Annotated in this window: 25 protein-coding genes; 14 read left to right on the top strand and 11 right to left on the bottom strand. The window is 64.8% G+C overall.

The window, feature by feature from the left end:
- Positions 1 to 10: 10 nt before the first annotated feature.
- Positions 11 to 529 (top strand): helix-turn-helix domain-containing protein, encoded by a 519-nt coding sequence (locus tag CK222_RS06880; RefSeq protein ID WP_095799818.1) that lies wholly within the window; start codon positions 11 to 13, stop codon positions 527 to 529.
- A gap of 34 nt (positions 530 to 563) precedes the next feature.
- On the opposite strand, the gene CK222_RS06875 is transcribed toward CK222_RS06880, so the two are convergent.
- The 3 genes from CK222_RS06875 to CK222_RS06865 form a co-directional block, all read right to left on the bottom strand.
- A complete protein-coding gene (locus tag CK222_RS06875; RefSeq protein ID WP_095782517.1) occupies positions 564 to 965 on the bottom strand; it encodes a hypothetical protein in 402 nt (133 codons plus the stop codon).
- A gap of 259 nt (positions 966 to 1,224) precedes the next feature.
- Positions 1,225 to 1,407, bottom strand: a complete 183-nt coding sequence (gene rpmF / locus CK222_RS06870; protein ID WP_006203806.1) for a 50S ribosomal protein L32 — start codon at positions 1,405 to 1,407, stop codon at positions 1,225 to 1,227.
- A gap of 153 nt (positions 1,408 to 1,560) precedes the next feature.
- Positions 1,561 to 2,268 (bottom strand): transglycosylase domain-containing protein, encoded by a 708-nt coding sequence (locus tag CK222_RS06865; RefSeq protein ID WP_095799974.1) that lies wholly within the window; start codon positions 2,266 to 2,268, stop codon positions 1,561 to 1,563.
- Positions 2,269 to 2,397: 129 nt separating this feature from the next.
- Between CK222_RS06865 and CK222_RS06860 the strand changes: the two genes are divergently transcribed.
- Complete coding sequence (locus CK222_RS06860) at positions 2,398 to 3,315, top strand: polyprenyl synthetase family protein (protein ID WP_095799817.1); 918 nt, start codon at positions 2,398 to 2,400, stop codon at positions 3,313 to 3,315.
- Between the two features lie 37 nt (positions 3,316 to 3,352).
- Here the strand turns inward: CK222_RS06860 and CK222_RS06855 are convergent, their stop codons facing one another.
- The gene (locus CK222_RS06855; protein WP_095799816.1) at positions 3,353 to 4,276 is read right to left on the bottom strand and encodes an SMP-30/gluconolactonase/LRE family protein; all 924 of its coding nucleotides are present in this window, start codon (positions 4,274 to 4,276) and stop codon (positions 3,353 to 3,355) included.
- Positions 4,277 to 4,409: 133 nt separating this feature from the next.
- Here CK222_RS06855 and CK222_RS06850 point away from each other — a divergent pair, with 133 nt between their 5' ends.
- The 3 genes from CK222_RS06850 to CK222_RS06840 are packed head-to-tail and all read left to right on the top strand — an operon-like array spanning position 4,410 to position 8,106.
- On the top strand, positions 4,410 to 5,903 hold the full coding sequence (locus CK222_RS06850) for a sugar ABC transporter ATP-binding protein (protein WP_095799815.1): 1,494 nt from the start codon (positions 4,410 to 4,412) through the stop codon (positions 5,901 to 5,903).
- Positions 5,904 to 5,912: 9 nt separating this feature from the next.
- Positions 5,913 to 6,995 carry an ABC transporter permease gene (locus CK222_RS06845; protein WP_095799814.1) on the top strand — a complete coding sequence of 361 codons (1,083 nt, stop codon included), beginning with the start codon at positions 5,913 to 5,915 and terminating at the stop codon, positions 6,993 to 6,995.
- A gap of 13 nt (positions 6,996 to 7,008) precedes the next feature.
- Positions 7,009 to 8,106 (top strand): substrate-binding domain-containing protein, encoded by a 1,098-nt coding sequence (locus CK222_RS06840; protein WP_067319345.1) that lies wholly within the window; start codon positions 7,009 to 7,011, stop codon positions 8,104 to 8,106.
- A 68-nt stretch (positions 8,107 to 8,174) separates the two neighbouring features.
- Here CK222_RS06840 and CK222_RS06835 read toward each other — a convergent pair whose 3' ends face one another.
- The 3 genes from CK222_RS06835 to CK222_RS06825 are packed head-to-tail and all read right to left on the bottom strand — an operon-like array spanning position 8,175 to position 11,274.
- Entirely contained in the window at positions 8,175 to 9,194 is a 1,020-nt protein-coding gene (locus CK222_RS06835) for a LacI family DNA-binding transcriptional regulator (protein WP_176477580.1), read from the bottom strand.
- Positions 9,195 to 9,242: 48 nt separating this feature from the next.
- Positions 9,243 to 10,277 carry an L-idonate 5-dehydrogenase gene (locus CK222_RS06830; RefSeq protein WP_095799813.1) on the bottom strand — a complete coding sequence of 345 codons (1,035 nt, stop codon included), beginning with the start codon at positions 10,275 to 10,277 and terminating at the stop codon, positions 9,243 to 9,245.
- A gap of 49 nt (positions 10,278 to 10,326) precedes the next feature.
- Positions 10,327 to 11,274, bottom strand: a complete 948-nt coding sequence (locus tag CK222_RS06825) for a 2-hydroxyacid dehydrogenase (RefSeq protein ID WP_095799972.1) — start codon at positions 11,272 to 11,274, stop codon at positions 10,327 to 10,329.
- Positions 11,275 to 11,352: 78 nt separating this feature from the next.
- Between CK222_RS06825 and CK222_RS06820 the strand changes: the two genes are divergently transcribed.
- From CK222_RS06820 to CK222_RS06800, 5 genes are all read left to right on the top strand, one after another.
- The gene (locus tag CK222_RS06820) at positions 11,353 to 12,108 is read left to right on the top strand and encodes an SDR family oxidoreductase (protein ID WP_095799812.1); all 756 of its coding nucleotides are present in this window, start codon (positions 11,353 to 11,355) and stop codon (positions 12,106 to 12,108) included.
- Positions 12,077 to 12,613 carry a gluconokinase gene (locus CK222_RS06815; RefSeq protein WP_095799811.1) on the top strand — a complete coding sequence of 179 codons (537 nt, stop codon included), beginning with the start codon at positions 12,077 to 12,079 and terminating at the stop codon, positions 12,611 to 12,613. Before CK222_RS06820 ends, CK222_RS06815 begins: the two co-directional genes overlap by 32 nt.
- Positions 12,610 to 13,497 (top strand): NAD(P)-dependent oxidoreductase, encoded by an 888-nt coding sequence (locus CK222_RS06810; RefSeq protein WP_095799810.1) that lies wholly within the window; start codon positions 12,610 to 12,612, stop codon positions 13,495 to 13,497. Before CK222_RS06815 ends, CK222_RS06810 begins: the two co-directional genes overlap by 4 nt.
- Positions 13,494 to 13,835, top strand: coding sequence for a hypothetical protein (locus CK222_RS06805; protein ID WP_095799809.1), 342 nt, complete (start codon positions 13,494 to 13,496; stop codon positions 13,833 to 13,835). The genes CK222_RS06810 and CK222_RS06805 overlap by 4 nt, the downstream gene beginning before the upstream one ends.
- Before the next feature lie 125 nt (positions 13,836 to 13,960).
- On the top strand, positions 13,961 to 16,291 hold the full coding sequence (locus CK222_RS06800) for a response regulator (RefSeq protein WP_095799808.1): 2,331 nt from the start codon (positions 13,961 to 13,963) through the stop codon (positions 16,289 to 16,291).
- 1 nt (position 16,292) lies between these two features.
- Here the strand turns inward: CK222_RS06800 and CK222_RS06795 are convergent, their stop codons facing one another.
- From CK222_RS06795 to CK222_RS06785, 3 genes are all read right to left on the bottom strand, one after another.
- The gene (locus CK222_RS06795; protein ID WP_095799807.1) at positions 16,293 to 17,153 is read right to left on the bottom strand and encodes a lytic transglycosylase domain-containing protein; all 861 of its coding nucleotides are present in this window, start codon (positions 17,151 to 17,153) and stop codon (positions 16,293 to 16,295) included.
- Between the two features lie 3 nt (positions 17,154 to 17,156).
- Positions 17,157 to 18,407: a flavodoxin-dependent (E)-4-hydroxy-3-methylbut-2-enyl-diphosphate synthase gene (ispG, locus tag CK222_RS06790; protein WP_095799971.1), complete on the bottom strand. Its 1,251-nt coding sequence runs from the start codon at positions 18,405 to 18,407 to the stop codon at positions 17,157 to 17,159.
- 253 nt (positions 18,408 to 18,660) lie between these two features.
- Positions 18,661 to 18,840, bottom strand: a complete 180-nt coding sequence (locus CK222_RS06785) for a YdcH family protein (RefSeq protein WP_095799806.1) — start codon at positions 18,838 to 18,840, stop codon at positions 18,661 to 18,663.
- Positions 18,841 to 19,075: 235 nt separating this feature from the next.
- Between CK222_RS06785 and CK222_RS06780 the strand changes: the two genes are divergently transcribed.
- Complete coding sequence (locus CK222_RS06780) at positions 19,076 to 19,279, top strand: DUF465 domain-containing protein (protein ID WP_067001951.1); 204 nt, start codon at positions 19,076 to 19,078, stop codon at positions 19,277 to 19,279.
- A gap of 24 nt (positions 19,280 to 19,303) precedes the next feature.
- Here CK222_RS06780 and CK222_RS06775 read toward each other — a convergent pair whose 3' ends face one another.
- Positions 19,304 to 20,104: an IclR family transcriptional regulator gene (locus tag CK222_RS06775; protein ID WP_067319364.1), complete on the bottom strand. Its 801-nt coding sequence runs from the start codon at positions 20,102 to 20,104 to the stop codon at positions 19,304 to 19,306.
- A 162-nt stretch (positions 20,105 to 20,266) separates the two neighbouring features.
- Here CK222_RS06775 and CK222_RS06770 point away from each other — a divergent pair, with 162 nt between their 5' ends.
- The 3 genes from CK222_RS06770 to CK222_RS06760 all read left to right on the top strand — a co-directional run bounded on the left by CK222_RS06770 (position 20,267) and on the right by CK222_RS06760 (position 22,536).
- The gene (locus tag CK222_RS06770; protein WP_197504271.1) at positions 20,267 to 21,097 is read left to right on the top strand and encodes a transporter substrate-binding domain-containing protein; all 831 of its coding nucleotides are present in this window, start codon (positions 20,267 to 20,269) and stop codon (positions 21,095 to 21,097) included.
- 123 nt (positions 21,098 to 21,220) lie between these two features.
- A complete protein-coding gene (locus CK222_RS06765) occupies positions 21,221 to 21,886 on the top strand; it encodes an amino acid ABC transporter permease (RefSeq protein ID WP_095799805.1) in 666 nt (221 codons plus the stop codon).
- Positions 21,886 to 22,536, top strand: a complete 651-nt coding sequence (locus tag CK222_RS06760) for an amino acid ABC transporter permease (protein WP_095799804.1) — start codon at positions 21,886 to 21,888, stop codon at positions 22,534 to 22,536. Before CK222_RS06765 ends, CK222_RS06760 begins: the two co-directional genes overlap by 1 nt.
- The last annotated feature ends 2 nt before the right edge of the window (positions 22,537 to 22,538 follow it).

Raw genomic sequence — 22,538 nt, 5'->3', positions numbered from 1 at the left:
GGAGACTGGCATGAACACCGAGCACCGCTCCGGCTGCCCGATCAATCTGTCGCTGGAAGTTTTCGGCGACCGCTGGAGCCTGATCATCCTGCGCGACATTATCTTCGGCGCCAGGCGACATTTTCGGGAATTGCTCAACGGCTCGATCGAAGGCATTGCCTCCAACATCCTGGCCGATCGCCTGAAGCGGCTGATGGAGCTCGGCCTCCTGACCAAGGCGGACGATCCCAGCCACAAGCAGAAGGCGATCTACAGCCTGACCGAGATGGCAATTACCCTTGTGCCGATCATGGCGCATCTCGGCGCCTGGGGCCGCGTCTGGCTGCCGGTCAGCGAGGAGCTGTCGATCCGAGCCGAGCTGCTCGAAAAAGGCGGCCCGCCGTTGTGGGATCGGTTCATGGACGAATTGCGCCACGAACATCTTGGAGCGCCGGTGAAGACGCCGCCCGGCACGCCGACCGTGCGCCGGCAGTTGCAGACCGCCTATGAGGCGGTTGTCGCCCGCAAGCCTCAGGCCGCCGCAGGTTGACGGCTTTTTGGACCGCGGGTCGCCGGGTGCAATCCTAGTTTAAGTTGATATCCCGGCTTGCCGACCGCATCGACACGGAGAAGCCGGCCAGCACATCGAACAGCGCGATGATCATCAGCGAAAAGAAGACCGAATGCGCGGCGCCCTTCACCAGCAGGAACTCGACCAGGAAGGCGATGAAGACCAGCGTCGACAACAGATGATCCAGGATCGACGCATTGGTGGTGCGCACCGATTTCGATATCTCGACGAAGAGGAAGATCAGCCCGATTAGCACCATCAGGTCGCCGAGCGTCATCGAGAAGACGCCGCCCGACATCATCCGGAACGAGAACATTTCGATCGTCCACGGATCGTCGCCGCCGCCGAACAGGCCGAGCAGTCCGAGGTTGTAGAGGACGAAGGGCACGATCAGCAGCGGGATGGCACCGAACATCTGGGCGTCTCCAATGAGGCACCCTTTTGTAAAAGGCGCGGCGGGCACGCCGTCAAGGCTTTTCGGCGATGGCGCCGAACACGCTCTAAATCCTAATGAAATAACGATGTCAGCCGTTTTTCCGCTGCCTTTTCGGCGGCTCGTGCCCAGCCAACGCGAGGACCTTCATCCGTCGCCAGAATCAAAAAGACCGGCCAGCGGCCGGTCCTCTGAAAACGTCACAACCATGGAAGCTTCTCAGCTTTCCCGTGCAAGCTTCTCAGCTTTCCTTCGGCTCCAGCACCTGGCGGCCGCGATACATGCCGGTCTTCAGGTCGATGTGGTGCGGCCGGCGCATTTCGCCGGAATTCTTGTCCTCGACATAGGTCGGGGCCTTGAGGGCGTCGGCCGAGCGGCGCATGCCGCGCTTCGACGGAGAGGTTTTTCTTTTTGGAACGGCCATGGATATGCTCCACTACATGGTCAAAATGCCCCGGCAACCCTCGCGAAAGGGCCGCATCGAGGCCATAATCTGAGAAAGTCGGGTGCCTATACACGCCTTGCGCCGTTTTGGCCAGCACTGGCGCGAATTTTTTTGAGCCGGCGTCGGGTCACCTTAATCGAGGCAACCGACATAAGCGCCCGAGCGCCCGGCGCGCCGCTCGATCAGATTGGCGAGGCGCCTCAACCCCGGGCCTGGCCTGGCCGGATTGCGTGCGATCGGGTTGGGCAGGCTGACGGCAAGCAACGCTGCCTGCCGGCGCGACAATTGCCTGGCCGAGACGCCGAAATGATGCTGCGCGGCCGCCTCGATGCCGTATATGCCTGGCCCCCATTCCGCGATGTTAAGATAGATCTCCATGATGCGGCGCTTCGACATCACCGCATCGAAATAGACGGCCAGTGGCAACTCGACCACCTTGCGCACGCTGCCCAGCGGCCGCGACCACAAAAACAGGTTCTTCACCGTCTGCATGGTGATGGTGGAGGCGCCGCGCGTCGCCTCGCCGGCAAGCGCATCGTCGACCACGCCGCGCAATTCGCCGAGGTCGACGCCGCGATGGAAGCAGAACTGCCCGTCTTCCGACATGATCACCGAATGCATGAGCACCGGCGCCACATCGTCGATCGAAACCCAGCGCCGGTCGTAGCCGGAGAAGGTGACAAGATCCTTCAGCATCAGCGTCGAAACCGGATGCACGACGGGCGGCAGATAGAGGAAGGTGAGCGCGACCGGCATCGCGGCCAGCACGATCGCCGCGACCAGGCAGCGCCGGCCAAGGCGCTTGAGACCGGCGCGGTTCAGGCGCCGCGGCCGTGCCATGTCCAGCCCTTCGCTTTCATGTTCGACGATCGGTTCCGTCAAGTCGCCCCACCCGTGCCACCCGCTACTTCGGCATAATGGCGCGAGGCTGCTTGCGCAACGTCTGAGTGTCGGCTACCGGTCCCGGCCATGTTGAAAGACGACCAGGTGGCCTTCGAATCCGCGCTTTTTACGCGCGCCGCAGCAGTCGAGGTCCTGCTGCGGCAGGTCTTCGACGCGCCTCTGCTCTCCGGCGAGATCGCACGGCCGGAACGCCTGATGGCGGCGATGCGCCACGGCGTGCTCAACGGCGGCAAGCGGCTCCGACCTTTTCTGGTGGTGGAAAGCGCGGCGCTGTTTTCGGCAAATGACGAGGCGGCGCTGCGCGTCGCCGCCGCGCTCGAATGCGTGCATTGCTATTCGCTGATCCATGACGATCTTCCTGCCATGGACGACGACGATCTGCGCCGCGGCCAGCCGACGGTGCACAAAGCTTTCGACGAGGCAACCGCGATCCTTGCCGGCGACGCGCTCTTGACTTTGGCCTTCGACATCATCGCCGACGAGGCGACCGCGTTGCCGGCCGAGCGGCGGGCGGCGCTGGTGCTGGCGCTCGCCCGCGCCGCCGGAACCGGCGGCATGGTCGGCGGCCAGACGCTCGACCTCGAGGCCGAGCGCAAGCGGCCGGACGAGGCCGGCATCATCCGTCTGCAGGCGATGAAGACAGGCGCGCTGATCCGTTTTGCCTGCGAAGCAGGCGCCATCATCGCCGGCGCATCCGCCGTCGACCGTGAAAGGCTGGCGGAGTTCGGCTCGGCGATCGGTCTTGCCTTCCAGCTAGCCGACGACCTGCTCGATCTCACCGCCGACGCAAAGCAGATGGGCAAGGCGACCAAGAAGGACGCCGCTGCCGGCAAGGCCACACTTGCCGCGCTGCACGGCGCCGATTGGGCACGCGAGCAGCTTCACGGCCTCATCGACCAGGCTCATGCACTGCTGGAGCCCTATGGCGAGCAGGCGGATTTGCTGAAGGCGGCGGCAACGTTTGTCGCCACGCGGAGCAGCTGAGACCGCAGCCGACGTCGCGGAGCTCAGGTCGCGGCTTTCACCCCCGCCCCGCGGCGTTCGCCACCACGAAAGCCGCGTAAAGCGACTGCCGCGCCGTGATGAACAAGCGATTGCGCTTGGGACCGCCGAAAGTCAGGTTGGCCACCGTCTCCGGGATGAGGATCTTGCCGATCAGCGTGCCGTCTGGATCGAAGCAGTGGACGCCGTCGCCGGCCCCTGCCCAGACGCGGCCGGTCGTGTCCACCCTGAACCCGTCGAACAGACCGGCCGTGCAGGTGGTGAAAACGCCGAGTTCGCGCAGATTGTTGCCCTCGACAGCGAACTTGCGGATGTGCCTTGGCCCGTCCTTCTGATGCGTGACGCCTGTGTCGCCGACATAGAGGATCGTCTCGTCTGGGGAGAAGGCGAGGCCGTTGGGTTTTGCCATGGTCGAGACAACTCGCGTTACCTCACCGGTTGCAGGATCGGCACGATAGACATGACATCCCTCGATCTCTTGCTCGGCGCGGTCGCCCTCGTAGTCGGTGGCGATACCGTAGGGCGGGTCGGAAAGCCACACCGTGCCATCCGAGCGCACCACCACATCGTTGGGCGAGTTCAAGCGCCTGCCTTCGAAGCGGTCGGCGATCACCGTGATCGAGCCGTCATGCTCGGTGCGGGTGACGCGCCGCGCTTGATGCTCGCAGGTGACCAGCCGCCCCTGCGTATCGACAGTGTTGCCGTTGGCGTTGTTTGAGGGCGAGCGGAAGACCGAGACCGCGCCGTTGGTGTCGTCGTAGCGCATGATGCGGTCATTCGGGATGTCGGAGAAAAGAAGATACCGGCCGGCGGCGAACCACGCCGGGCCCTCGAGCCAGCGCCCGCCGGTCCACAGCCGCTCGACCGCAACGTGACCGACGAAACACCGCTCGAACCGCTCGTCGAGAACTTCGAACCCGGCGCCTTCAATGTCTCCGAACATGGTACTTCTCCGCGAAAACCGCCTCATCGATAGCCGGCGCGTTGACCCATTTTCAAGACTTGACCTGCACAAATGTTAGCGATAACATCCGTCGCAATTCAGTCATTTGCTTGGCTTGGGAGGAGGCCAAAAAATGCGGCCCAGGCTCATCGAATTCATCGACATCTCCAAGCGCTTCGGCGGCACCCTGGCGCTGAAGTCGGTCTCGCTCGACATCCATGAGGGCGAGATCGTCGCGCTCCTCGGCGAGAACGGCGCCGGCAAATCCACGCTGATCAAGACGCTCGCCGGCATCCACAAGCGCGACCAGGGCACGATCCGCTTTCGCGGCGAGGATTATCACCATCGCCCGCCCCGCCCCAATCAGCCGCAGAAGGTCGCCTTCATCCATCAGGACCTCGGCTTGATCGAATGGATGACCGTGGCCGAGAATGTCGGCATGGCGCAGGGTTTTTCGCGCCGCATCAGCCTTATCGACTGGCAAGACACCGAGCGCCGCGCCGAGCGCGCGCTGGCGCTGGTCGGCTGTGCCTTCGATCCGGCGACGCGAGTGCAGGACCTCTCCCGCACCGAAAAGTCTCTGGTGGCGATTGCCCGGGCTTTGGCCACCGAGGCCGACGTCTTGGTTCTCGACGAGCCGACGGCGAGCCTGCCGGCGGACGAGGTCGAGCGCCTGTTCGAGGCGCTGCGGCCGCTGCGCGAGCGCGGCGTCGGCATGATCTATGTCTCGCACCGGCTGGACGAGGTGTTCCGCATCGCCGACCGCGTCGCCGTCATGCGCGACGGCCGCATGGTCGCGGTCAAGCCGGTGGCCGAGACCACGCCGCAGGAACTGGTCGATCTCATCGTCGGCCGGCCGGCGCACCAGATGTTTGCCAAGTCGCATTGGCAGGACGGTCCGGAGCGGCTCAGGGTGGAAAACCTCACCTGCGGCAGTGTCGGTCCGGTTCGCTTCGAGGCACGGTCCGGCGAGTTGCTTGGCCTGGTCGGCCTGCGCGGCGCCGGGCAGGAAGCCGTCGGCCGCGCGCTGTTTGGGGCCGAAGCTTTCGACGGCTCGGTCTGGCTCGATGGCAAGCGCCTCGACCTGTCCTCGGTCGGCGCCGCTCTTGCCGCCGGCGTCGGACTGATTGCGCGTGACCGCACCGAGGAATCCGTGGCGCTGTCGCTCTCAGTGCGCGAGAACATGTATCTCAACCCCTCGGCCGTCGGCCGCGGGCTCTTCTCCTTTATGAAGCCGGCCCGGGAAAGCGAGCTGACGCGGGAGCTCGGCGCACGGCTAGGGCTGCGGCCCAATGACCCGCACCTGCCGATCGAGGCGCTCTCTGGCGGCAACCAGCAGAAGGTGGTCGTCGGCCGCTGGCTGGCGACGGGCCGTAAGCTTCTGATCGCCGAGGATCCGACTGCGGGCGTCGATGTCGGCGCCAAGGCCGAGATCTATCGGCTGATCGCCGCCGCGGTCGAAGCCGGGCTGGCAGTGATCGTCGTCTCCACCGATTTCGAGGAAGTCGCCCACATCTGTCACCGCGCGCTCGTCTTCTCGCACAATCGCATCGTGCGCGAGCTCGCCGGCGATGCCTTGACGACGGCGGCGCTCATCAGCGCCGCTTCCGTGTCCGAAGCCGCCTGAGGAGGATCCATGAACTCGATCAAATCGACGGCGCTGGAGCCGACCCGTTCGGAGCTCGCCGGACTGAGCTACGGCCAGAAGGCGGCGCGCTATCTGCCGGTCTACGGCCTGCCGATCCTGACGCTGCTCCTGATCCTGCTCTTCTCGCTGCTCCTGCCGCGGACGTTCCCGACGCTGCTCAATTTGCGCTCGATCGTTTCCGACAAGGCGATCATCGCGCTCTTGTCGCTGGCGGCAATGATTCCGATGGCTTCGGGCCGCATCGACCTCACCGTCGGCTACGGCATCGTGCTCTGGCACATCCTTGCCATCAGCCTGCAAACCGCATTCGGCGTGCCCTGGCCGCTCGCGGTGCTCATCGTCATCCTGCTCGGCGTGCTCACCGGCTTCATCAACGGCCTGCTGGTCGAGGTGGCGCGCATCGATTCCTTCATCGCCACACTCGGCACCGGCACGGTGCTCTACGCTTTGGCAATGTGGTACACGGGCGGCCGCCAGGTCGTCGGCGTGCTTCCCGACGGTTTCCTTTCCCTCAACGGCACCATGCTGTTCGGCCTGCCGATCACCGGCTACTACGTGGTCGTGCTGGCGCTGGTGATGTGGCTGGTGCTCGAATATATGCCGCTTGGCCGCTACCTCTACGCCATCGGCGCCAATCCGAAGGCGGCCGCGCTCAACGGCATTCCGGTGCAGAAATTCGTCATGGGGGCCTTCGTCGCCTCCGGCGCGCTCACCGCCTTGGGCGGCGTGCTGCTGGCCTCGAAGCTCAGGATCGGCCAGGCCAGTGTTGGCCTCGAATACCTGCTGCCGGCCCTGGTCGGCGCATTCCTCGGATCGACCACCATCAAGCCGGGCCGCGTCAATGTCTGGGGCACGATCGTCGGCGTCGTTATCCTCGCCGTAGGCATTTCCGGCATCCAGCAGTTCGGCGGGTCGTTCTGGGTAGAGCCGTTGTTCAACGGCGTCACCCTGCTCGTCGCGATCGGCATTGCCGGCTACGCGCAGCGGCGCCGCGGCGCGGTGGTGCCGGCATCCGCGCCCACCAGCCGACCAGCCACCAGCCAATCAACAAATACAACCGACAATGCTTAATGGGAGAAACGATATGCAGCGCAGAACAGTCCTACAGCTCGGAATTGCCTGCCTGGCGCTTGGCATCGCCTCGCCGGCGCTGGCCGACCCGATGGCCGACGCCAAAGCGGTGGTGGATAAATATGCCAGCAAGGTCGAGAAGTGGGACGGACCGACCACGGGACCGAAAGGGGCTGCCGGCAAGACCATCGTCGTGCTCGGCGCCGACATGAAGAACGGCGGCATCCTCGGCGTCACCAAGGGTGTCGAGGAAGCCGCTGCCGCCCTGGGGTGGACGGTCAAGACGCTTGACGGGGCCGGCTCCATCGGCGGCCGCACCGCTGCCTTCGGCCAGGCGCTGGCGCTCAATCCCGATGGCATCATCATCAACGGCTTCGACGCCGTCGAGCAGAAGCCGGCGATGGAGCAGGCCAAGACGGCCAAGATCCCGATGGTGGCCTGGCACGCCGCGCCGACCGTCGGCCCGATCGACGATCTCGGCATCGTCGCCAACGTCTCGACCGATCCAATGCAAGTTTCGAAGGCGGCGGCCGACTGGGCCTTTGTCGACGCCAAGGGCAAGCCCGGCGTCATCATCTTCACCGATTCCACCTACCAGATCGCTATCGCCAAGGCGGACCGGATGAAGAAGGAGATCGAGGATCTCGGCGGGAAGGTGCTCGAATATGTCGACACGCCGATCGCCGAGACCTCGCAGCGCATGCCGCAGCTCACCACCTCGCTGCTGCAGAAATACGGCGATCAATGGACCCATTCGCTGGCGATCAACGACCTCTATTTCGACTTTATGGGGCCGTCGCTCGCGGCGGCCGGCAAGTCCGGCACCGATGCGCCGATCAACGTCGCGGCGGGCGACGGTTCGGAATCGGCCTACCAGCGCATCCGCTCCGGCCAGTTCCAGAAGGTGACGGTGGCCGAGCCGCTGAACCTGCAGGGCTGGCAGCTTGTCGACGAGCTCAACCGCGCCATGGCCGGCGAGAAATGGTCGGGCTACATCTCCCCGCTGCATGTGGTGACTTCCGACAATGTCGAGTTCGACGGCGGCCCGGACAACCGTTTCGACCCGGGCAACGGCTACCGCGACCAATACAAGAAGATCTGGGGCAAATAGACGCCCTCCAGAACGATCAGCGAGCGGCCGGCGATCATCCCGCCGGCCGTTTGTTTTTTTCCGACGCTTCAGGCCGTGTGCCGCACAACAACCTTGGGCGTCATACCGACTACGACGCGATCGTCGAGCGCTCGCCGCCCGTTGAGCAGGTCGAGCACCAGCTCGGCGACGCGGATGCCGATCTCATGCGCGCCGACGTCGATCGTGGTGATCGAAGGCACCGACTGCTCGGCGAGATCATAGGCGCCGAAGCCGGCAATCGCCACGTCGTCCGGCACGCGGATGCCGCGTCGAACGCATTCCATCAGGGCGCCGAAGGCGGAGAGGTCGGACACGCACATCACCGCCTGTGTGTCCGGCCAGCGCGAGATCATCTCGACCATGGCGGTCGCGCCCTCGCGCATCGAGATCGGCGGCACGCCGGAGGCAATCACGCGCGAAGCGTCGAGGCCGCGGTCCTCCAGCGCCGCGACGAAGCCGCGTCGGCGGTCCAGACCACGGGTGTCCCGCGAGGTGTCGCCGCCGATAAAGCCCAGCCTCGAATAGCCGCGCTGAACGAAATGATCGACCATCAGCCGCCCGGCATCGGCATTGGAAAAGCCGACGACGTGGCCGATGGGGTCGGCCGGCAAATCCCAGGTCTCCACGACCGGAACGCCGGCATTGACCAGCAACTTGCGGCAGCGCGACGTGTGCCGGCCGCCGGTGACGATGATCGCCTCCGGGCGACGCTGCAGCAATTGCCCGACCAGGCGTTCCTCCTCCTCGACATTATAGTCGGTGAAGCCGAGCAGGATCTCCAGCCCGCTGTCACGCAGGCCCTCGGTCATGCCGCGCACCGTGTCGGCGAAATTGGCGTTGTTGATCGAGGGGATCGTCGCGGCGACGAAGCCGGAGCGCCGCGACGACAGATTGGCGGCGATGCTGTCGAAGACATAGCCGAGCTCTTCAGCCGCCTTGAGGATGCGGTCGCGCGTATCGGCGCTGACCGAAGCGTCGCGCTTGAAAGCGCGCGACACGGTCATCGTCGAGACGTTGGCGCGATGCGCGACATCGGCCATGGTCGGCCGTTTGGGCGAAGATTGCATGGCCGTACGTTATCGATATCACGGCGGAAAGCAACGCGCCGTTGCGGCTCACGCAAACGCGATCTGGACCTTCATCGCCTGACTGCGGTCGTTGGCGAGCTCGAAGCCGGAAAGCGCCTCGTCGACCGGCACCGAGTGGGTGATCAGCGGCTTCACGTCGATCAGCCCCTTGCGCATCAGCTCGACGCCGACGGCGAATTCGGGATGGAAGCGGAACGAGCCGTTGATCGACAGTTCCTTGGCGGTCACCGTCGACATCGGCAGTGCCATCTCGGCGCCGCCGAGGCCGAGCTGGACGATGGTGCCGCGCGGACGCAGCGCAGCGATGCCTTGCGCCAGCGCCGACGCCGCGCCCGAACATTCGTAGAGGATGTCGAACGTTCCCTTGTCGGCAAGGTAGGGCGCCAAACCTTCCGGCTCGCTTCGGGTGTTGATGGTCTTGTCGGCGCCGGCGCGCATGGCCATCGACAGCGTGAAATCGGCGATGTCGACGGCGACGATCTCGGCCGCACCCGCGCGGCGCGCGCTGATGATCGACAGCAGGCCGATCGGCCCGCAGCCTGTGACCAGCACGCGCTTGCCCAGCATCTCTCCGGCCCGCCGCGTCGCGTGCAGACAGACGGCCAGCGGTTCGGCCATCGCCGCCTCGCCGGCGGTCAAGCCGTCGGCCGGGGCGCACTGAATCGCGTCCGCCACTAGCATTTCACGAAACGCGCCCTGGATATGCGGGAACGGCATGGCGCTGCCGTAGAAGCGCATGTTGAGGCACTGGTTGTGCATGCCCTCGCGGCAATAGCGGCAGCTATAGCAAGGCCGCGACGGAGACACGGCGACAAGCTGTCCCGTCTGCAGTCCACTCACTCCCGGCCCGAGGCTCTCGATCACGCCGGAGACTTCGTGGCCGAGGATCATCGGCTCCTTCAGGCGCACCGTTCCGAAGCCGCCGTGATTGTAGTAGTGCAGGTCGCTGCCGCAGATGCCGCCGGCGGCGGGACGCAACAGCACCTGGCCCGGCCCCGGCTCCTCGACCGGACGGTCCTCGATGCGCAGGTCTTTGGCGGCGTGGATGACGATCGACTTCATGGCAGGCGAACTCCTCGGACTGTGCAGGCAGGCTTTGCGTAAAACAATGTCACAGCACCGGCGTCAGCAACGGCTGGCCAGCAAAATGGGCGGCAAGGTTGTCGCGTACCAGCTTGCCCATCGCCTTGCGTGTCTCGATGGTGCCCGACGCATGGTGCGGCTGCAAAAGGACGTTGTCGAGCGCCAGGAACCGCGGATTGAGCTTCGGCTCGCCCTCGAAAACGTCGAGCGCGGCAGACCCGAGCGCCTTCTTCTCGAGCGCATCGAGCAGCGCCTCCTCGTCGATATTGGAGGCGCGCGAAATGTTGATCAGCATGCCGTCCTCGCCAAGCGCCGCGATCACCTCGCCATTGACGATGTGGCGCGTCGCGGCCGACGCCGCGAGCGTCACGAACAGGAAATCCGAACGGCCGGCCAGGGCGACGGGATCGGCGACGAACTCCCAGTCCGCGGCGAAATCCTTGGGCGCGACGTCGCTGTAGGCGATGTCCATGCCGAAGCCGGCCAGACGCTTGGCCACCTCATAGCCGATGCGGCCGAGGCCGAGCACGCCGGCCCGCCGGCCCCAGACTCGGCGCTTCAGCGGGTAAAGGCCCTTAGAGGCCCAGCTGCCGTCGCGCACCCAGCGCTCGGCGCCGATCATGCCGCGCGACAGGCACAGCATCATGGCGATGCCGAGATCGGCGACGTCGTTGGTCAACACATCAGGCGTATTGGTGACCCGCACGCCGCGCTCTCGGCATGCCGACAGATCGACCGCGTCGAAGCCGACGCCGTAGACCGAGACGACCTCGAGTGCCGGGCACGCCTCGATCATGGCGCGGTTCGCGCCGAGTTCGCCGCGGGTGGCGATGGCGCGGACCTGCGGCCCGACCTCGGCGAGGAAGGACGGCTTGTCCTCGGCCGCGAAATAACGATGCACCACGAAGGCTTCGTTGAGCGGCACCTCGTCCCATGCGGGATAAGGTCCAACCTGAAGGATATGGGGCCGCTGCATCGGTTTTCGCTCCACTGGACTTGACAGCTGATGTTATCGATAACATAAAGCGGATAGCGACGAGAGGCAATCGAGAAAATGTCGTCCACCTTGTTCGATCTCACCGGGCGCACCGCGCTCGTCACCGGCTCCTCGCAAGGCATCGGCCTTGCATTGGCAAAGGGGCTCGCCGGCGCGGGGGCCAAAGTGGTCCTCAACGGCCGCGACGAGGCAAAACTCGCCGTTGCGGCCGCGCAAATCCCCGGCGCTGCGACGCTCGCTTTCGATGCGACCGACCATGATGCGGTACGCGCCGCCATCGATGCGTTCGAGCAGGCTCAAGGAGCGATCGACGTCCTCGTCAACAATGCCGGCATGCAGTTCCGTACGCCGCTCGAGGACTTTCCCGCCGACGCGTTCGAGCGCCTGCTGCAGACCAATGTCGCCAGCGTCTTCCATGTCGGCCAGGCTGTGGCGCGCCACATGATCCGGCGCGGCCGCGGCAAGATCATCAACATCGCCAGCGTGCAGACCGCGCTCGCCCGGCCGGGGATCGCGCCCTACACGGCGACCAAGGGCGCGGTCGGCAATCTCACCAAGGGCATGGCGACCGACTGGGCCAGGCACGGCCTGCAATGCAACGCCATCGCGCCCGGTTATTTCGACACGCCGCTCAATGCGGCCCTTGTCGCCGACCCGGCCTTCAGCGCCTGGCTTGAAAAGCGCACGCCGGCTGGCCGCTGGGGCAAGGTCGAAGAACTGGTCGGCGCCTGCGTCTTCCTGGCGTCCGACGCCTCTTCCTTTGTCAACGGACATGTCCTCTATGTCGATGGCGGCATCACAGCTTCGATCTGACCTGCCGCCGCGCATGGTCGTCATGGGCGTCACCGGTTCGGGCAAGACGACGGTGGGCGAGGCGCTGGCCCGTGCGATCCACGCGACGTATGTGGATGGCGACAAGCTGCACCCTGAAGCCAACATCGCCAAGATGAGCGCAGGCATTCCGCTTGACGACGCTGACAGGTGGCCATGGCTTGCGAAAGTCGGCGGAACGCTGAGGCTGCAGCCCGCACCGGTCATCGTCGGTTGTTCGGCGCTGAAGCGCGCCTATCGCGATTTCATCACCGAGCAGGCCCGCGCGCCGGTGCTGTTCATCTATCTCGATGGTTCGCGTGAACTGATTTCCCGGCGCATGAGCGAGCGCACCGGCCATTTCATGCCGACCAGCCTGCTCGACAGCCAGTTCGCGACGTTGGAAGTGCCAGGCAAGGACGAGAATGCCATCGCGGTGGCGATCGACGCACCGCTCGAAAAGATTGTCGCGGACATAACGTCCAGATTTGAGGAGCGACCGTCATGACCAACACAGTCGCGCTAATCGGTGCCGGTGCCATGGGCGGAGCGATCGGCGATCGCCTGCTCGCTACCGGCAACCGGCTCTTCGTGTTTGATCTCGACACGACCAAGGTGGAAACGCTGGTTGCGAAGGGCGCCAGCGCCGCGGCCAGCGCGGCCGCGGCCGCCGCAGCGGCCGACTTCGTCATCCTCAGCCTCAATTCCGCGGCAATCGTGCGCCGCGCCGTGTTCGGAGATGGCGGCGTCGCCGCCGGCGCGAAGCCCGGCACGCTGATCATCGACATGTCGTCTATCGACCCCGACGCGACGCGCCAGCTGGCGGCGGACGCCGGCGAAAGGAGTCTGCGCTGGGTCGACTCCCCGCTCTCGGGCGGCGCGCCGAAGGCATTGGTCGGCGAATTGACGCTGATGGCGGGCGGCGCGGCACAGGATGTCGCCGACGCCCATAAGCTGCTGCGCGACGTCGCCAGCAACTATACGCATATGGGCCCGGCCGGTGCGGGGCAGACGACGAAGCTGATCAACCAGGTGCTCTGCGCCCTGAACTTCATGGCTGTGGCGGAAGCGACCCGGCTGGCGCTCGATGCCGGCGTGGACGCTCTCAAGATTCCGCAGGCGCTGAAGGGCGGCCGCGCTGACAGCGCCATCCTGCAGGAATACCTGCCGCGCTTCGCCACCCGCGACTACCGCCGCACCGGCCGCATCGACAATATGGTGAAGGACCTCAACGCTGCGCAGGACCTGGCGCGGCGCACGCATACGGCAATGCCGCTGACGGCGCTGTGCGCCGAGGTACATCGCCTGCTGACGGCCGCCGGACTGGGTGGCGAGGACCAGGCTGCACTGATGGAATTTTTCCGACGCAAGGACGAGGAGGACAACAAATGATCACGCGCTACGCATTGTTCGAGGGCAAGGTGAAGGACGGTCAGACGGAGGCGTTCCGCAGGGACGTGATCGAGACCGTGCTGCCCAAATGGAAGGCGTTCCCGGGCGCGCTCGACGTCCGCGTCTCCTTCGCCGAAAAGCGCGACGACGGCGCGCCGGAACTCCCGATGATCCTGGCGATCAATTACCGCGACATGGCGGCGGTCGACGCGGCCCTCGCTAGCCCAGCCCGCGCCGAATCGCGCGCCGCGACCGAAGCGGTGCTGTCCCGATATTTCGAGGGCCGCATTCACCACCACGTCACCATCGCCAACGAGTTTTCCCTGTCGACGGATTGACGTGCTTAAATCTGGCCCTGAGCCCTAAATGCGCAGGCAAGACAGGCAGCCGCACCAACGAAATCTTAATGTAAATCAAGCGTAATCCCGACCGTTAAAATTGTGCGTTTGGGTTGGGGTTACGCATGCCGGAGTATTCCTCCTTCATCCGGTCGATCCGGGTCCGCTATATTTCGGGATTGCTCGTCTTTGCCCTGGCCTCGGCGGCCGTCATGTTCGCGCTCAACCGCGTGAACTCATACCGCCACGAAGTCGATGCCTTGAGCGCCAATTTCGTCATCTTCTCGCGCGACCTGCGCAACGCCACCAATTTCGCCGAGACGACCGGAACCGTGTGGCGGGCTGAGACCCGCGATGGGCTGACCGCAGCCGCGCGCGGCCATTCCGAACGGCTGATGGGCGAGATCGAAATCCTGAACGCGCAGCTCGCGGCGATCAGGCCGCGGCTGTCGAAGAATACGCTCAATGCGCTCGAATCTGCTTCGGTGAACGACGATCTGTTCTGGTCGGCGCGCGACATGGTGCGCAATTTCAACCTGATGTCGGTGGCCCAGACAGTCGACGAATGGAGCTACCGCGAGATCCGCAACCAGAACGATCTTTTCGCCCAGCCGATGCTGGTGCGCGTGCGCACCGCACTCGATGACGAGCGGCGCCTCGCCGATGCCGCCAGCGACCGGCTGCTCCTATGGGCGAGCGGCCTGCTGATCGCCGTCATCGCCATCGCCGCGGGTCTGATCTTCCGGCCGATGGAGAACGCGATCCGCCGCGCCTTCGCCGAAACCGCAGCATCGTTGTTCAAGGCCGAGGCGGCCGACCGGGCCAAGTCGGAATTCCTCGCCAATATGAGCCATGAGATCCGCACGCCGATGAACGGCGTGCTCGGCATGGCCGAGCTTCTCGCCAAGACCGAGCTGACGCCGCGCCAGAAGACCTTCACCGACGTCATCGTCAAATCCGGCAACGCGCTGCTCACCATCATCAACGACATTCTCGATTTCTCGAAGATCAATGCCGGCCAGCTGACGCTCGACCCCGCCCCGTTCCGCCTGGCCGAAGCGGTCGAGGACGTGGCCACCCTGGTCTCGGCCCGCGTTGCCGAAAAGAACCTCGAGCTCATCGTGCGCGTCGACCCGCGCCTGCCTGGCTTCGTCGTCGGCGACGCCGGCCGTTTCCGCCAGATCGTTACCAACCTGCTCGGCAATGCGGTGAAGTTCACCGAGAAGGGGCATGTGCTGATCGATGTCGGCGGCGATGTGGTTGATGGGACCGTCCAGCTCAAGGTCCGCGTCGAGGACACCGGCATCGGAATCCCCGCCGAAAAGCTGCAGAGCGTGTTCGAGAAATTCGCCCAGGTCGACGGCTCGTCCACCCGTCGTCACGAAGGCACCGGGCTCGGCCTTGCCATCTCCGCCCGCCTCGTCGACCTGATGGGCGGCAAGATCGGCGTTGAAAGCGAGATCGGCCGCGGCTCGGTCTTCTGGTTCGCCGTACCGCTGCCGGCACACAAACAGCAAGCGCGCGACGAGATCGTGCCGGTCGACGTCACCGGCGCCCGCGTCCTGGTCATCGACGACAACCCGGTCAATCGCGAGATCCTGCTCGAGCAGCTGCGCAGCTGGAGCTTCGACTGCGCCGCGGCCGAAAGCGGCGCCGTCGGCCTCGCCTTCCTCGACCGCGCCTGCCAGCTCGGCGCTTCGGTCGACTGCATCATCCTTGACTATCAGATGCCCGGCATGAACGGCGCCGACGTCGCCAAGGCGATTGCCGCCGACAGCCGCCTGTCTTCCATTCCGGTCGTGCTGCTCACCTCGGTCGACCAGGTCGATTTCGGCCGATTGGTGATCGATTTCGGCATCGTCGCGCATCTTACCAAGCCGGCGCGTTCGGCGGTGCTGCTCGGCACCGTGATCTCCGCCATCCAGAAGGCGCGCACGCAAGGCGGCAAGGCGCATTTCGTGCGCGAGCCGGTCGTCGTCCAGTCAGCTCCGCCGCCCTTCACCGTCATCCGCGGTCCAGCCGTTCCGGTCCTCGCGCCCGAACCGGCGGCGGCGCCGGGCGGTCCGATCGATATCCTGATCGCCGAGGACAATGACGTGAACCAATTGGTCTTCGGACAGATCCTCAACGGCCTCGGCCTCAGCTATCGCATTGCCGGCAACGGCCGCACCGCGGTCGAGATGTACCGCTCGCTGCGGCCCCGGCTGGTGCTGATGGACGTCTCCATGCCGGAGATGAACGGTTACGAGGCGACGCGCGCCATCCGCGCCATCGAAGGGCAGAACGGCAGCCATACCCCGATCATCGGCGTCACCGCGCATGCGCTGAAGGGCGACCGCGAAAAATGCATGGAGGCCGGCATGGATGACTACCTGCCGAAGCCGGTCTCCCCGGACCGCCTCGGCGCCAAGATCGGCACCTGGCTCAGCGAGACGGTGGCGGCGAAGACGGCTTGAGCTACCGGTTTCGCATAACCAGGCACGCCCCGCCGACGCTTTGCAGCTTATTGCAGATGCCGTTGGCCTCGGCGCGCGAGTCGGCACCGATCCTGACCGCATAGATGCCGCGCCGGCCGATCGGCGTGCGCACGCGGCTGACCACAGGATCATGGCTGCCAAGCAGGGAAGGGAATCGGCCGCGAACCCGCAACCACTGGCTGATTGCGGCGGAGCGGCGGAAATTGCCGGCCACCTGAACGCCCCACGGCTTGACGTTGATCGAGGCCATGGCGACGGTCCGCGACATGATCACCGGCAGCCTGCGGCAGGCGACCGCGAAGCTCATCTTCGGATCGAGCGGCCGGATAGTGCCGGCATAGGCGGTGTCCGAGAACTTGTCGACCGGCTCGCCCATGATGTCGAAGACATAGCTTTCGGTTTCCATCGGCAGGAAGCCGCCGGAGGACAGCCAGCGCGATACGCGGTTCTCGCCCGCATTGTAGGCGGCAGCCGCGAGGCCGAGATTGCCGTAGCCCGCCTTCATCTCGGCAAGATACTTGGCCGAGGCGGGGATCGCCTGCCCGATGTCGAAGGGATCGGCAAGCCCGCGCAGCTTGGCCGTGCCCGGCATGAACTGCGCGATGCCTTCGGCGCCCACGGGGCTCACCGCATTGGGATCGAAGCGGCTCTCCTTCCAGATCAGCCGGGCGAAGAAATCCTTGGGCAGGCCATTTTGCTCGGCCTGAGTTTCGATCAGATCACAGACGCGGTTGATCAGCCGTTTTGCGGCCGATCGCGACTGCGGCGGATCGGCGAATGCCTGACCGGCAGGGATCAGCGCGCAAATCAGGATCAGTGCCGTCCTGAGCAAGCGCTGCATGGCTCATTCCGCGGCGGCTTTGCCGTGTCCGTACCGCTGCTCGATATAGTCGGCGACCATCTTTTCGAAATCCTGCGCGATCGAGGGGCCACGCAGCGTCGCCGCCTTCTTGCCGTCGATGAACACCGGCGCTGTCGGCGTCTCGCCGGTTCCGGGCAAAGATATGCCGATATCGGCATGCTTGGATTCGCCGGGGCCGTTGACGATGCAGCCCATCACCGCGACCTTGAGGTTCTCAACACCCGGATATTTCTCACGCCACACCGGCATGTTCTTGCGGATGTCGGCCTGGATGCTTTGGGCCAGCTCCTGGAAGACGGTGGAGGTCGTGCGGCCGCAGCCGGGGCAGGCCGCGACGATCGGCACGAACTGCCGGAAGCCCATCGTCTGCAAAAGTTCCTGCGACACCTGCACCTCGCGCGTGCGGTCGCCGTTCGGCTCCGGCGTCAGCGAGATGCGGATCGTGTCGCCGATGCCCTGCTGCAGAAGGATGCCCATGGCAGCCGAGGAAGCGACGATGCCCTTGGTGCCCATGCCGGCCTCGGTCAGCCCGAGATGCAGCGCATGGTTGGAGCGGGTCGCAAGCTCGGTATAGACGGCGATCAGATCCTGCACGCCGCTGACCTTGGCCGACAGGATGATCTTGTCGTGGCCGAGCCCGATCTCTTCCGCCATCTCCGCCGACAGGATCGCCGACTGCACGATCGCCTCGCGGGTGACTTCCTGGGCGGTGAGCGGCGAGCCCCGGCCCTGGTTGTCATCCATCAGCCGGGTCAAGAGCTCCTGGTCGAGCGAGCCCCAGTTGACGCCGATGCGCACCGGCTTGTCGTATCTGATCGCCATCTCGACGATCGCGGCGAACTGGCGGTCCTTCTTTTCCTTGAAGCCGACATTGCCGGGGTTGATGCGGTATTTCGCCAGCGCCTCGGCGCAGGCCGGGTGATCGGCGAGCAGCTTGTGACCGATATAGTGGAAGTCGCCGACCAGCGGCACGTTGACGCCGAGCCGGGCCAGCCGATCACGGATGCGCGGCACGGCAGCGGCGCTCTCGTCGCGGTCGACAGTGATGCGCACGATCTCCGAGCCGGCGCGATGCAGCGCCGCCACCTGGGCAACGGTTTGATCGATGTCGGCGGTATCGGTGTTGGTCATCGACTGCACGACGACCGGCGCGCCGCCGCCGACCATCACGCCGCCGACATCGACGCCGACCGATGCGCGCCGCGGGAAAGGAGAAGAAAAATATCCGGTCATGCCGGCCGCCTTCATCTGGAAGTTCCGGGCATGAGGTGGCGGAGCAAAGATGGCTTGTCAATGGCCGGTGACAGCCACGGTCCGCAAATCGGCTGTGCTTGGTTGGCGGCCGGGCGGTTCAGCAGCCCACATCGGGCTGCGGTTGCATTCCAGGAAGAGTCAGGAAATTCAGCGTAAACTCGCCAGACCGGCGGCATTCTTGCCACCGGTTGGGTTGCACCCGACGGGTGCGGTTATGTTGCCTAGAGGAGTTTCAGTGTGCCGTCGGTTTCGCCTTCAGCTTTTCAATCTCGTCCTTGATTGCCAGCTTGCGCCGCTTCAGAGTGGCGATCTCGAGGTCGTCTACCGAAGGATGATTCATCGCGTCGATAAGCTCGCGCTCGATGTCGCAGTGCTTCCGCTGCAGCTCATCAAGATGGGATGCAAGAGACATGATTGGTTCTCCCTTTCATGGATTCCTCGATTGCAGCCGTCTCAGGCACGTCCACCGCAGGTCGCAACTGTGACGGCACGATGACAGTTTGCCACCAACCAATCTCGATGTCGAATGCCGCGTGGTAGCATTCCACGACAATGTGAAATGTGATATCAGCGGCGCGCCGGTCACAAACCCCACCGGCCCCGCCCAAAGGCCCATCCCTGGGCGACGCATACGCAGACGGTAGATAATGTCCGAACAGGAACAGGCTGAGATACGCCTCGAATATTCCCGGCTCAAACAGGAACACGCCGATTTCGACGCCGCCATCAATGCGATGATCGCCATGGGTTGCGACCCGCTGCAGATCCAGCGCATGAAGAAGAAGAAGCTGATGCTGAAGGACCGGCTGATGGCGCTGGAAGACCGCATCATCCCCGACATCATCGCCTGACCGGCAGCTTCCTTCGCTCGACGGCTAGGGGATCGAAAGCCGCGCGGCGCGGTCACGCAGCAGCGCGACCAGCTCGCCTGTCCGATCTTCCGACGTGTCGATCGGAACCACCAGGCACATCGTCGCCTCGATCTTCCCGGGCGCTGAAAAGACCGGCGCCGCCAAGCATTTGGTATAGGCGTCGACAAGGCCCGACGTCACGCAATAGCCGGTGACGCGGGCTTTTGCGATGTCGTCGATGAAGTCGTCGAGCTCGATCTTGCGGCCATCCGGCAGCACGAGGTCGTCCTGGGAGATCATCGCCTCGATCCGGCTGCGTTCCAGGCCGGCGAGCAGCAGCCGGCCCGACGCGGTCCAAGGCAGCGGGATCTGCAGGCCGGTGGCCGAGCTGATGCGGAACGGCCTGGTGCCCGGGCTCGAATGGACGATCGTGTAGCGGCCGCTCTGCAGCATGCACAGCTCCGAGGTCTCGCCGGTCTCGCGCGACAGCGTGTCGACCTCCTGCCGTCCGCGCCTGAGGAGGTCGTTGCCGCGCATATAGGCCATTCCGTAGAGGTAAAGCTTCTTGCCGAAATAGACGCGGTTGCCGTCGCCGGCCATCTCCAGGAGACCGGCACCGACCAGCTCGCGAACGAGCGTGTAAGTCGTCGAGCGGGGGGCGTTGAGCCCCTTGGCCAGCTCGCCGATGCCGATCGCGCGCTGCGTGGCATGCAGGAACTCCAGAATGTGCAGCGCGCGGTTGAGACCCTTCTCGCGAGAGTTCGCGGGCCTGTCCTCGTCCGAACCTGCGGCCTGCCACTCGGTCAGCGCTTCGCCATCTTGCATTGTCGATTCCCGGTGTTAGTATCTGTCTTGTACAGGATACATACGTCTCTTGTAAGAGACAATCGTATATCGATTGCTGACGCGTGTATTCATGGGGAACACACACCAAAGGAGGTCGCCGTGAACGACACATCCGGAAGACGTGATTTTCTGAAATTGGGAATGGCCGGACTTGCCACCGCCGGCGCGCTCACCGCGGTCAGCGCCGAGAAGGCCGCCGCGCAAGCCGCGTCCGATAGCGTGCTGCGGACCGCGCTCGATCGCGGCAAGCTGATCGTCGGCACCGGCAGCACCAACGCGCCGTGGCATTTCGAGAACGATGCCGGCGAACTGGTCGGCATGGACATCACCATGGGGCGCATCCTCGCCAAGGGCCTTTTCGATGACCCGACCAAGGTCGAATTCGTCATGCAGGATCCGGCGCAGCGCATTCCGAACGTGACCACCAACAAGGTCGACATCACCATCCAGTTCATGACCATGACGGCGCAGCGCTCGCAGCTGATCCACTTCTCGCGCCCCTACTATGTCGAAGGCGTCGCGCTGCTGACGCTGCCCGGCTCCGAGAACAAGACTTTCGACAAGCTGCTGGCGAACGGCTCCGCCACGCGCATCTCGATCCTGCAGAATGTCGATGCCGAAAACTCGGTGCACTTTGCCCTGCCCCAAGCGCAGGTCATGCAGATCGACACCCAGGCCAACGTGCTGCAGGCGCTGGAATCCAAGCGTGTCGACGCCGCCGCGGTCGACCTCTCCACCGTGCGCTGGCTCGCCTCGCGCAACCCGGACAAATACTTCGACGCCGGCAAGAGCTGGTATTCGATGCTTTACGGCGCGGCCATCAGGCAGGGCGACCTCGACTGGCTGACCTACGTCAACCAGACCTTCACCATCGCCATGTTCGGCCACGAGACGGCGCTCTACGACGCTGCCTTCAAGGAATATTTCGGCCAGGAGCCGCCGCCGCGCCACCCGGGCTTCCCGGTCATCTGACGAAGCCTTCTGACTTTAGCCGGCGGAGGGACGCAACACGCGCCCTTCCGCCTGTTCTCCTCGACACGGGGTTCCTGCAGTGGCGATTTCTTTATCGTCACCACAGGCCATTGAGACGGACGCATGGGCTATACGCTCAATTTCAACCTGATCTGGCGCCATTTCGACAAGCTCTGGGGCGGACTGCTGCTCAGCCTCGAGCTTGCCGTGATCTCGATCGCCATCGGCATTGTCATCGGACTGGTACTGGCCATCTGGTATGTCTCGGCCGGGCGTGTCGTGCGCGGCATTATCGCCTCTTACGTCGAATTCATCCGCAACGTGCCGCTGATCCTGCTGGTCTATCTGGTGTTCTACGGTCTGCCGACCGTCATCGACCTGGCCTACAGCGCGCAGACGTCCTTCGTCGCCACGCTTGCCGTCTACAGCGGCGCCTATCTCGTCGAAGTGTTCCGATCCGGCCTCGAAGCCGTGCCGCGCGGCCAGATCGATGCCGGCAAGGCGATCGGCCTTACGCCATGGCAGCGGCTTGTCCATGTGCGGCTGCCGACGATGATGCGCATCACCCTGCCGGCGCTTTCGAACACGTTCATCTCGCTGTTCAAGGACACGTCTGTCGCTTCCGTCATCTCCGTGCCCGAACTGACCTACGGCGCGCAGTGGATCAACTTCAACACCTTCCGCATCGTCGAGGTCTATCTGGTGGTGACGGCGATGTATCTGGTGACGGGTTACGCCCTGCTCTTCGCGCTCCGGCTGGTCGAGCGCTGGTATAGGACGGCGCGCTGATGCTTCGCCAGATCGCTTACGCCCTGCCGTTCCTCGCCGAAGGCTTCGCGCTGACGCTGTGGGTATCGCTGCTGGTCGTGGTGCTGTCGCTGATCGCCGGCGTTGTCCTCGGCGTTGGCCTCGTCTACGGGCCCGCACCCTTGCGCTGGGCGGTGCGGATCTTCAGCGACACCGTCCGCGGCATCCCGATCCTGGTGCTGATCTTCTTCGTCTATTACGGCCTGCCGGCCGTCGGCGTGCATCTCCAGTCCTTCTGGGCGGCGGTGCTGGCGTTGACCTTGTTCAAGACCGCGCAGGTCGTCGAATATCTGCGCGGTGCCGTCGCCTCGATCCCGAAAGGCCAATCGGAAGCGGCGATGGCGATTGGCCTGACCTTTCGCCAGCGCCTTACCTACGTGATTTTCCCGCAGGCCTTCCGCCGCTTCCTGCCGCCTTGGATCAACGGCGTCACCGACGCGGTCAAGGGCAGCGCGCTGGTCTCGCTGCTCGGCATCACCGATCTGATGCAGGCCATCAACCAGGTCATTGGCCGCACCTATGAGGCGATGCCGCTCTATATCCTCGGCGCCCTTCTCTATTTCGGCGTCAACTACGCGCTTTCGCTTGCCAGCCGACGGCTGGAGCAGCGCTTTGCCTTCATCCGGGAATAGCA

It is taken from the genome of Mesorhizobium sp. WSM3866 (assembly GCF_002294795.1).
GTDB lineage: Bacteria > Pseudomonadota > Alphaproteobacteria > Rhizobiales > Rhizobiaceae > Mesorhizobium.
The sequence above is the reverse complement of the archived record's forward strand: the minus strand, read 5'-3'. Positions and strand labels throughout refer to the sequence as shown.

Excerpts from the sequence above, each read along its gene's own strand:
- CK222_RS06880 (WP_095799818.1), top strand. The coding sequence starts at position 11 with ATGAACACCGAGCACCGCTCCGGCTGCCCGATCAATCTGTCGCTGGAA.
- CK222_RS06875 (WP_095782517.1), bottom strand. The coding sequence starts at position 965 with ATGTTCGGTGCCATCCCGCTGCTGATCGTGCCCTTCGTCCTCTACAAC.
- rpmF (WP_006203806.1), bottom strand. The coding sequence starts at position 1,407 with ATGGCCGTTCCAAAAAGAAAAACCTCTCCGTCGAAGCGCGGCATGCGC.
- CK222_RS06865 (WP_095799974.1), bottom strand. The coding sequence starts at position 2,268 with ATGGCACGGCCGCGGCGCCTGAACCGCGCCGGTCTCAAGCGCCTTGGC.
- CK222_RS06860 (WP_095799817.1), top strand. The coding sequence starts at position 2,398 with ATGTTGAAAGACGACCAGGTGGCCTTCGAATCCGCGCTTTTTACGCGC.
- CK222_RS06855 (WP_095799816.1), bottom strand. The coding sequence starts at position 4,276 with ATGTTCGGAGACATTGAAGGCGCCGGGTTCGAAGTTCTCGACGAGCGG.
- CK222_RS06850 (WP_095799815.1), top strand. The coding sequence starts at position 4,410 with ATGCGGCCCAGGCTCATCGAATTCATCGACATCTCCAAGCGCTTCGGC.
- CK222_RS06845 (WP_095799814.1), top strand. The coding sequence starts at position 5,913 with ATGAACTCGATCAAATCGACGGCGCTGGAGCCGACCCGTTCGGAGCTC.
- CK222_RS06840 (WP_067319345.1), top strand. The coding sequence starts at position 7,009 with ATGCAGCGCAGAACAGTCCTACAGCTCGGAATTGCCTGCCTGGCGCTT.
- CK222_RS06835 (WP_176477580.1), bottom strand. The coding sequence starts at position 9,194 with ATGCAATCTTCGCCCAAACGGCCGACCATGGCCGATGTCGCGCATCGC.
- CK222_RS06830 (WP_095799813.1), bottom strand. The coding sequence starts at position 10,277 with ATGAAGTCGATCGTCATCCACGCCGCCAAAGACCTGCGCATCGAGGAC.
- CK222_RS06825 (WP_095799972.1), bottom strand. The coding sequence starts at position 11,274 with ATGCAGCGGCCCCATATCCTTCAGGTTGGACCTTATCCCGCATGGGAC.
- CK222_RS06820 (WP_095799812.1), top strand. The coding sequence starts at position 11,353 with ATGTCGTCCACCTTGTTCGATCTCACCGGGCGCACCGCGCTCGTCACC.
- CK222_RS06815 (WP_095799811.1), top strand. The coding sequence starts at position 12,077 with ATGTCGATGGCGGCATCACAGCTTCGATCTGACCTGCCGCCGCGCATG.
- CK222_RS06810 (WP_095799810.1), top strand. The coding sequence starts at position 12,610 with ATGACCAACACAGTCGCGCTAATCGGTGCCGGTGCCATGGGCGGAGCG.
- CK222_RS06805 (WP_095799809.1), top strand. The coding sequence starts at position 13,494 with ATGATCACGCGCTACGCATTGTTCGAGGGCAAGGTGAAGGACGGTCAG.
- CK222_RS06800 (WP_095799808.1), top strand. The coding sequence starts at position 13,961 with ATGCCGGAGTATTCCTCCTTCATCCGGTCGATCCGGGTCCGCTATATT.
- CK222_RS06795 (WP_095799807.1), bottom strand. The coding sequence starts at position 17,153 with ATGCAGCGCTTGCTCAGGACGGCACTGATCCTGATTTGCGCGCTGATC.
- ispG (WP_095799971.1), bottom strand. The coding sequence starts at position 18,407 with ATGACCGGATATTTTTCTTCTCCTTTCCCGCGGCGCGCATCGGTCGGC.
- CK222_RS06785 (WP_095799806.1), bottom strand. The coding sequence starts at position 18,840 with ATGTCTCTTGCATCCCATCTTGATGAGCTGCAGCGGAAGCACTGCGAC.
- CK222_RS06780 (WP_067001951.1), top strand. The coding sequence starts at position 19,076 with ATGTCCGAACAGGAACAGGCTGAGATACGCCTCGAATATTCCCGGCTC.
- CK222_RS06775 (WP_067319364.1), bottom strand. The coding sequence starts at position 20,104 with ATGCAAGATGGCGAAGCGCTGACCGAGTGGCAGGCCGCAGGTTCGGAC.
- CK222_RS06770 (WP_197504271.1), top strand. The coding sequence starts at position 20,267 with ATGGCCGGACTTGCCACCGCCGGCGCGCTCACCGCGGTCAGCGCCGAG.
- CK222_RS06765 (WP_095799805.1), top strand. The coding sequence starts at position 21,221 with ATGGGCTATACGCTCAATTTCAACCTGATCTGGCGCCATTTCGACAAG.
- CK222_RS06760 (WP_095799804.1), top strand. The coding sequence starts at position 21,886 with ATGCTTCGCCAGATCGCTTACGCCCTGCCGTTCCTCGCCGAAGGCTTC.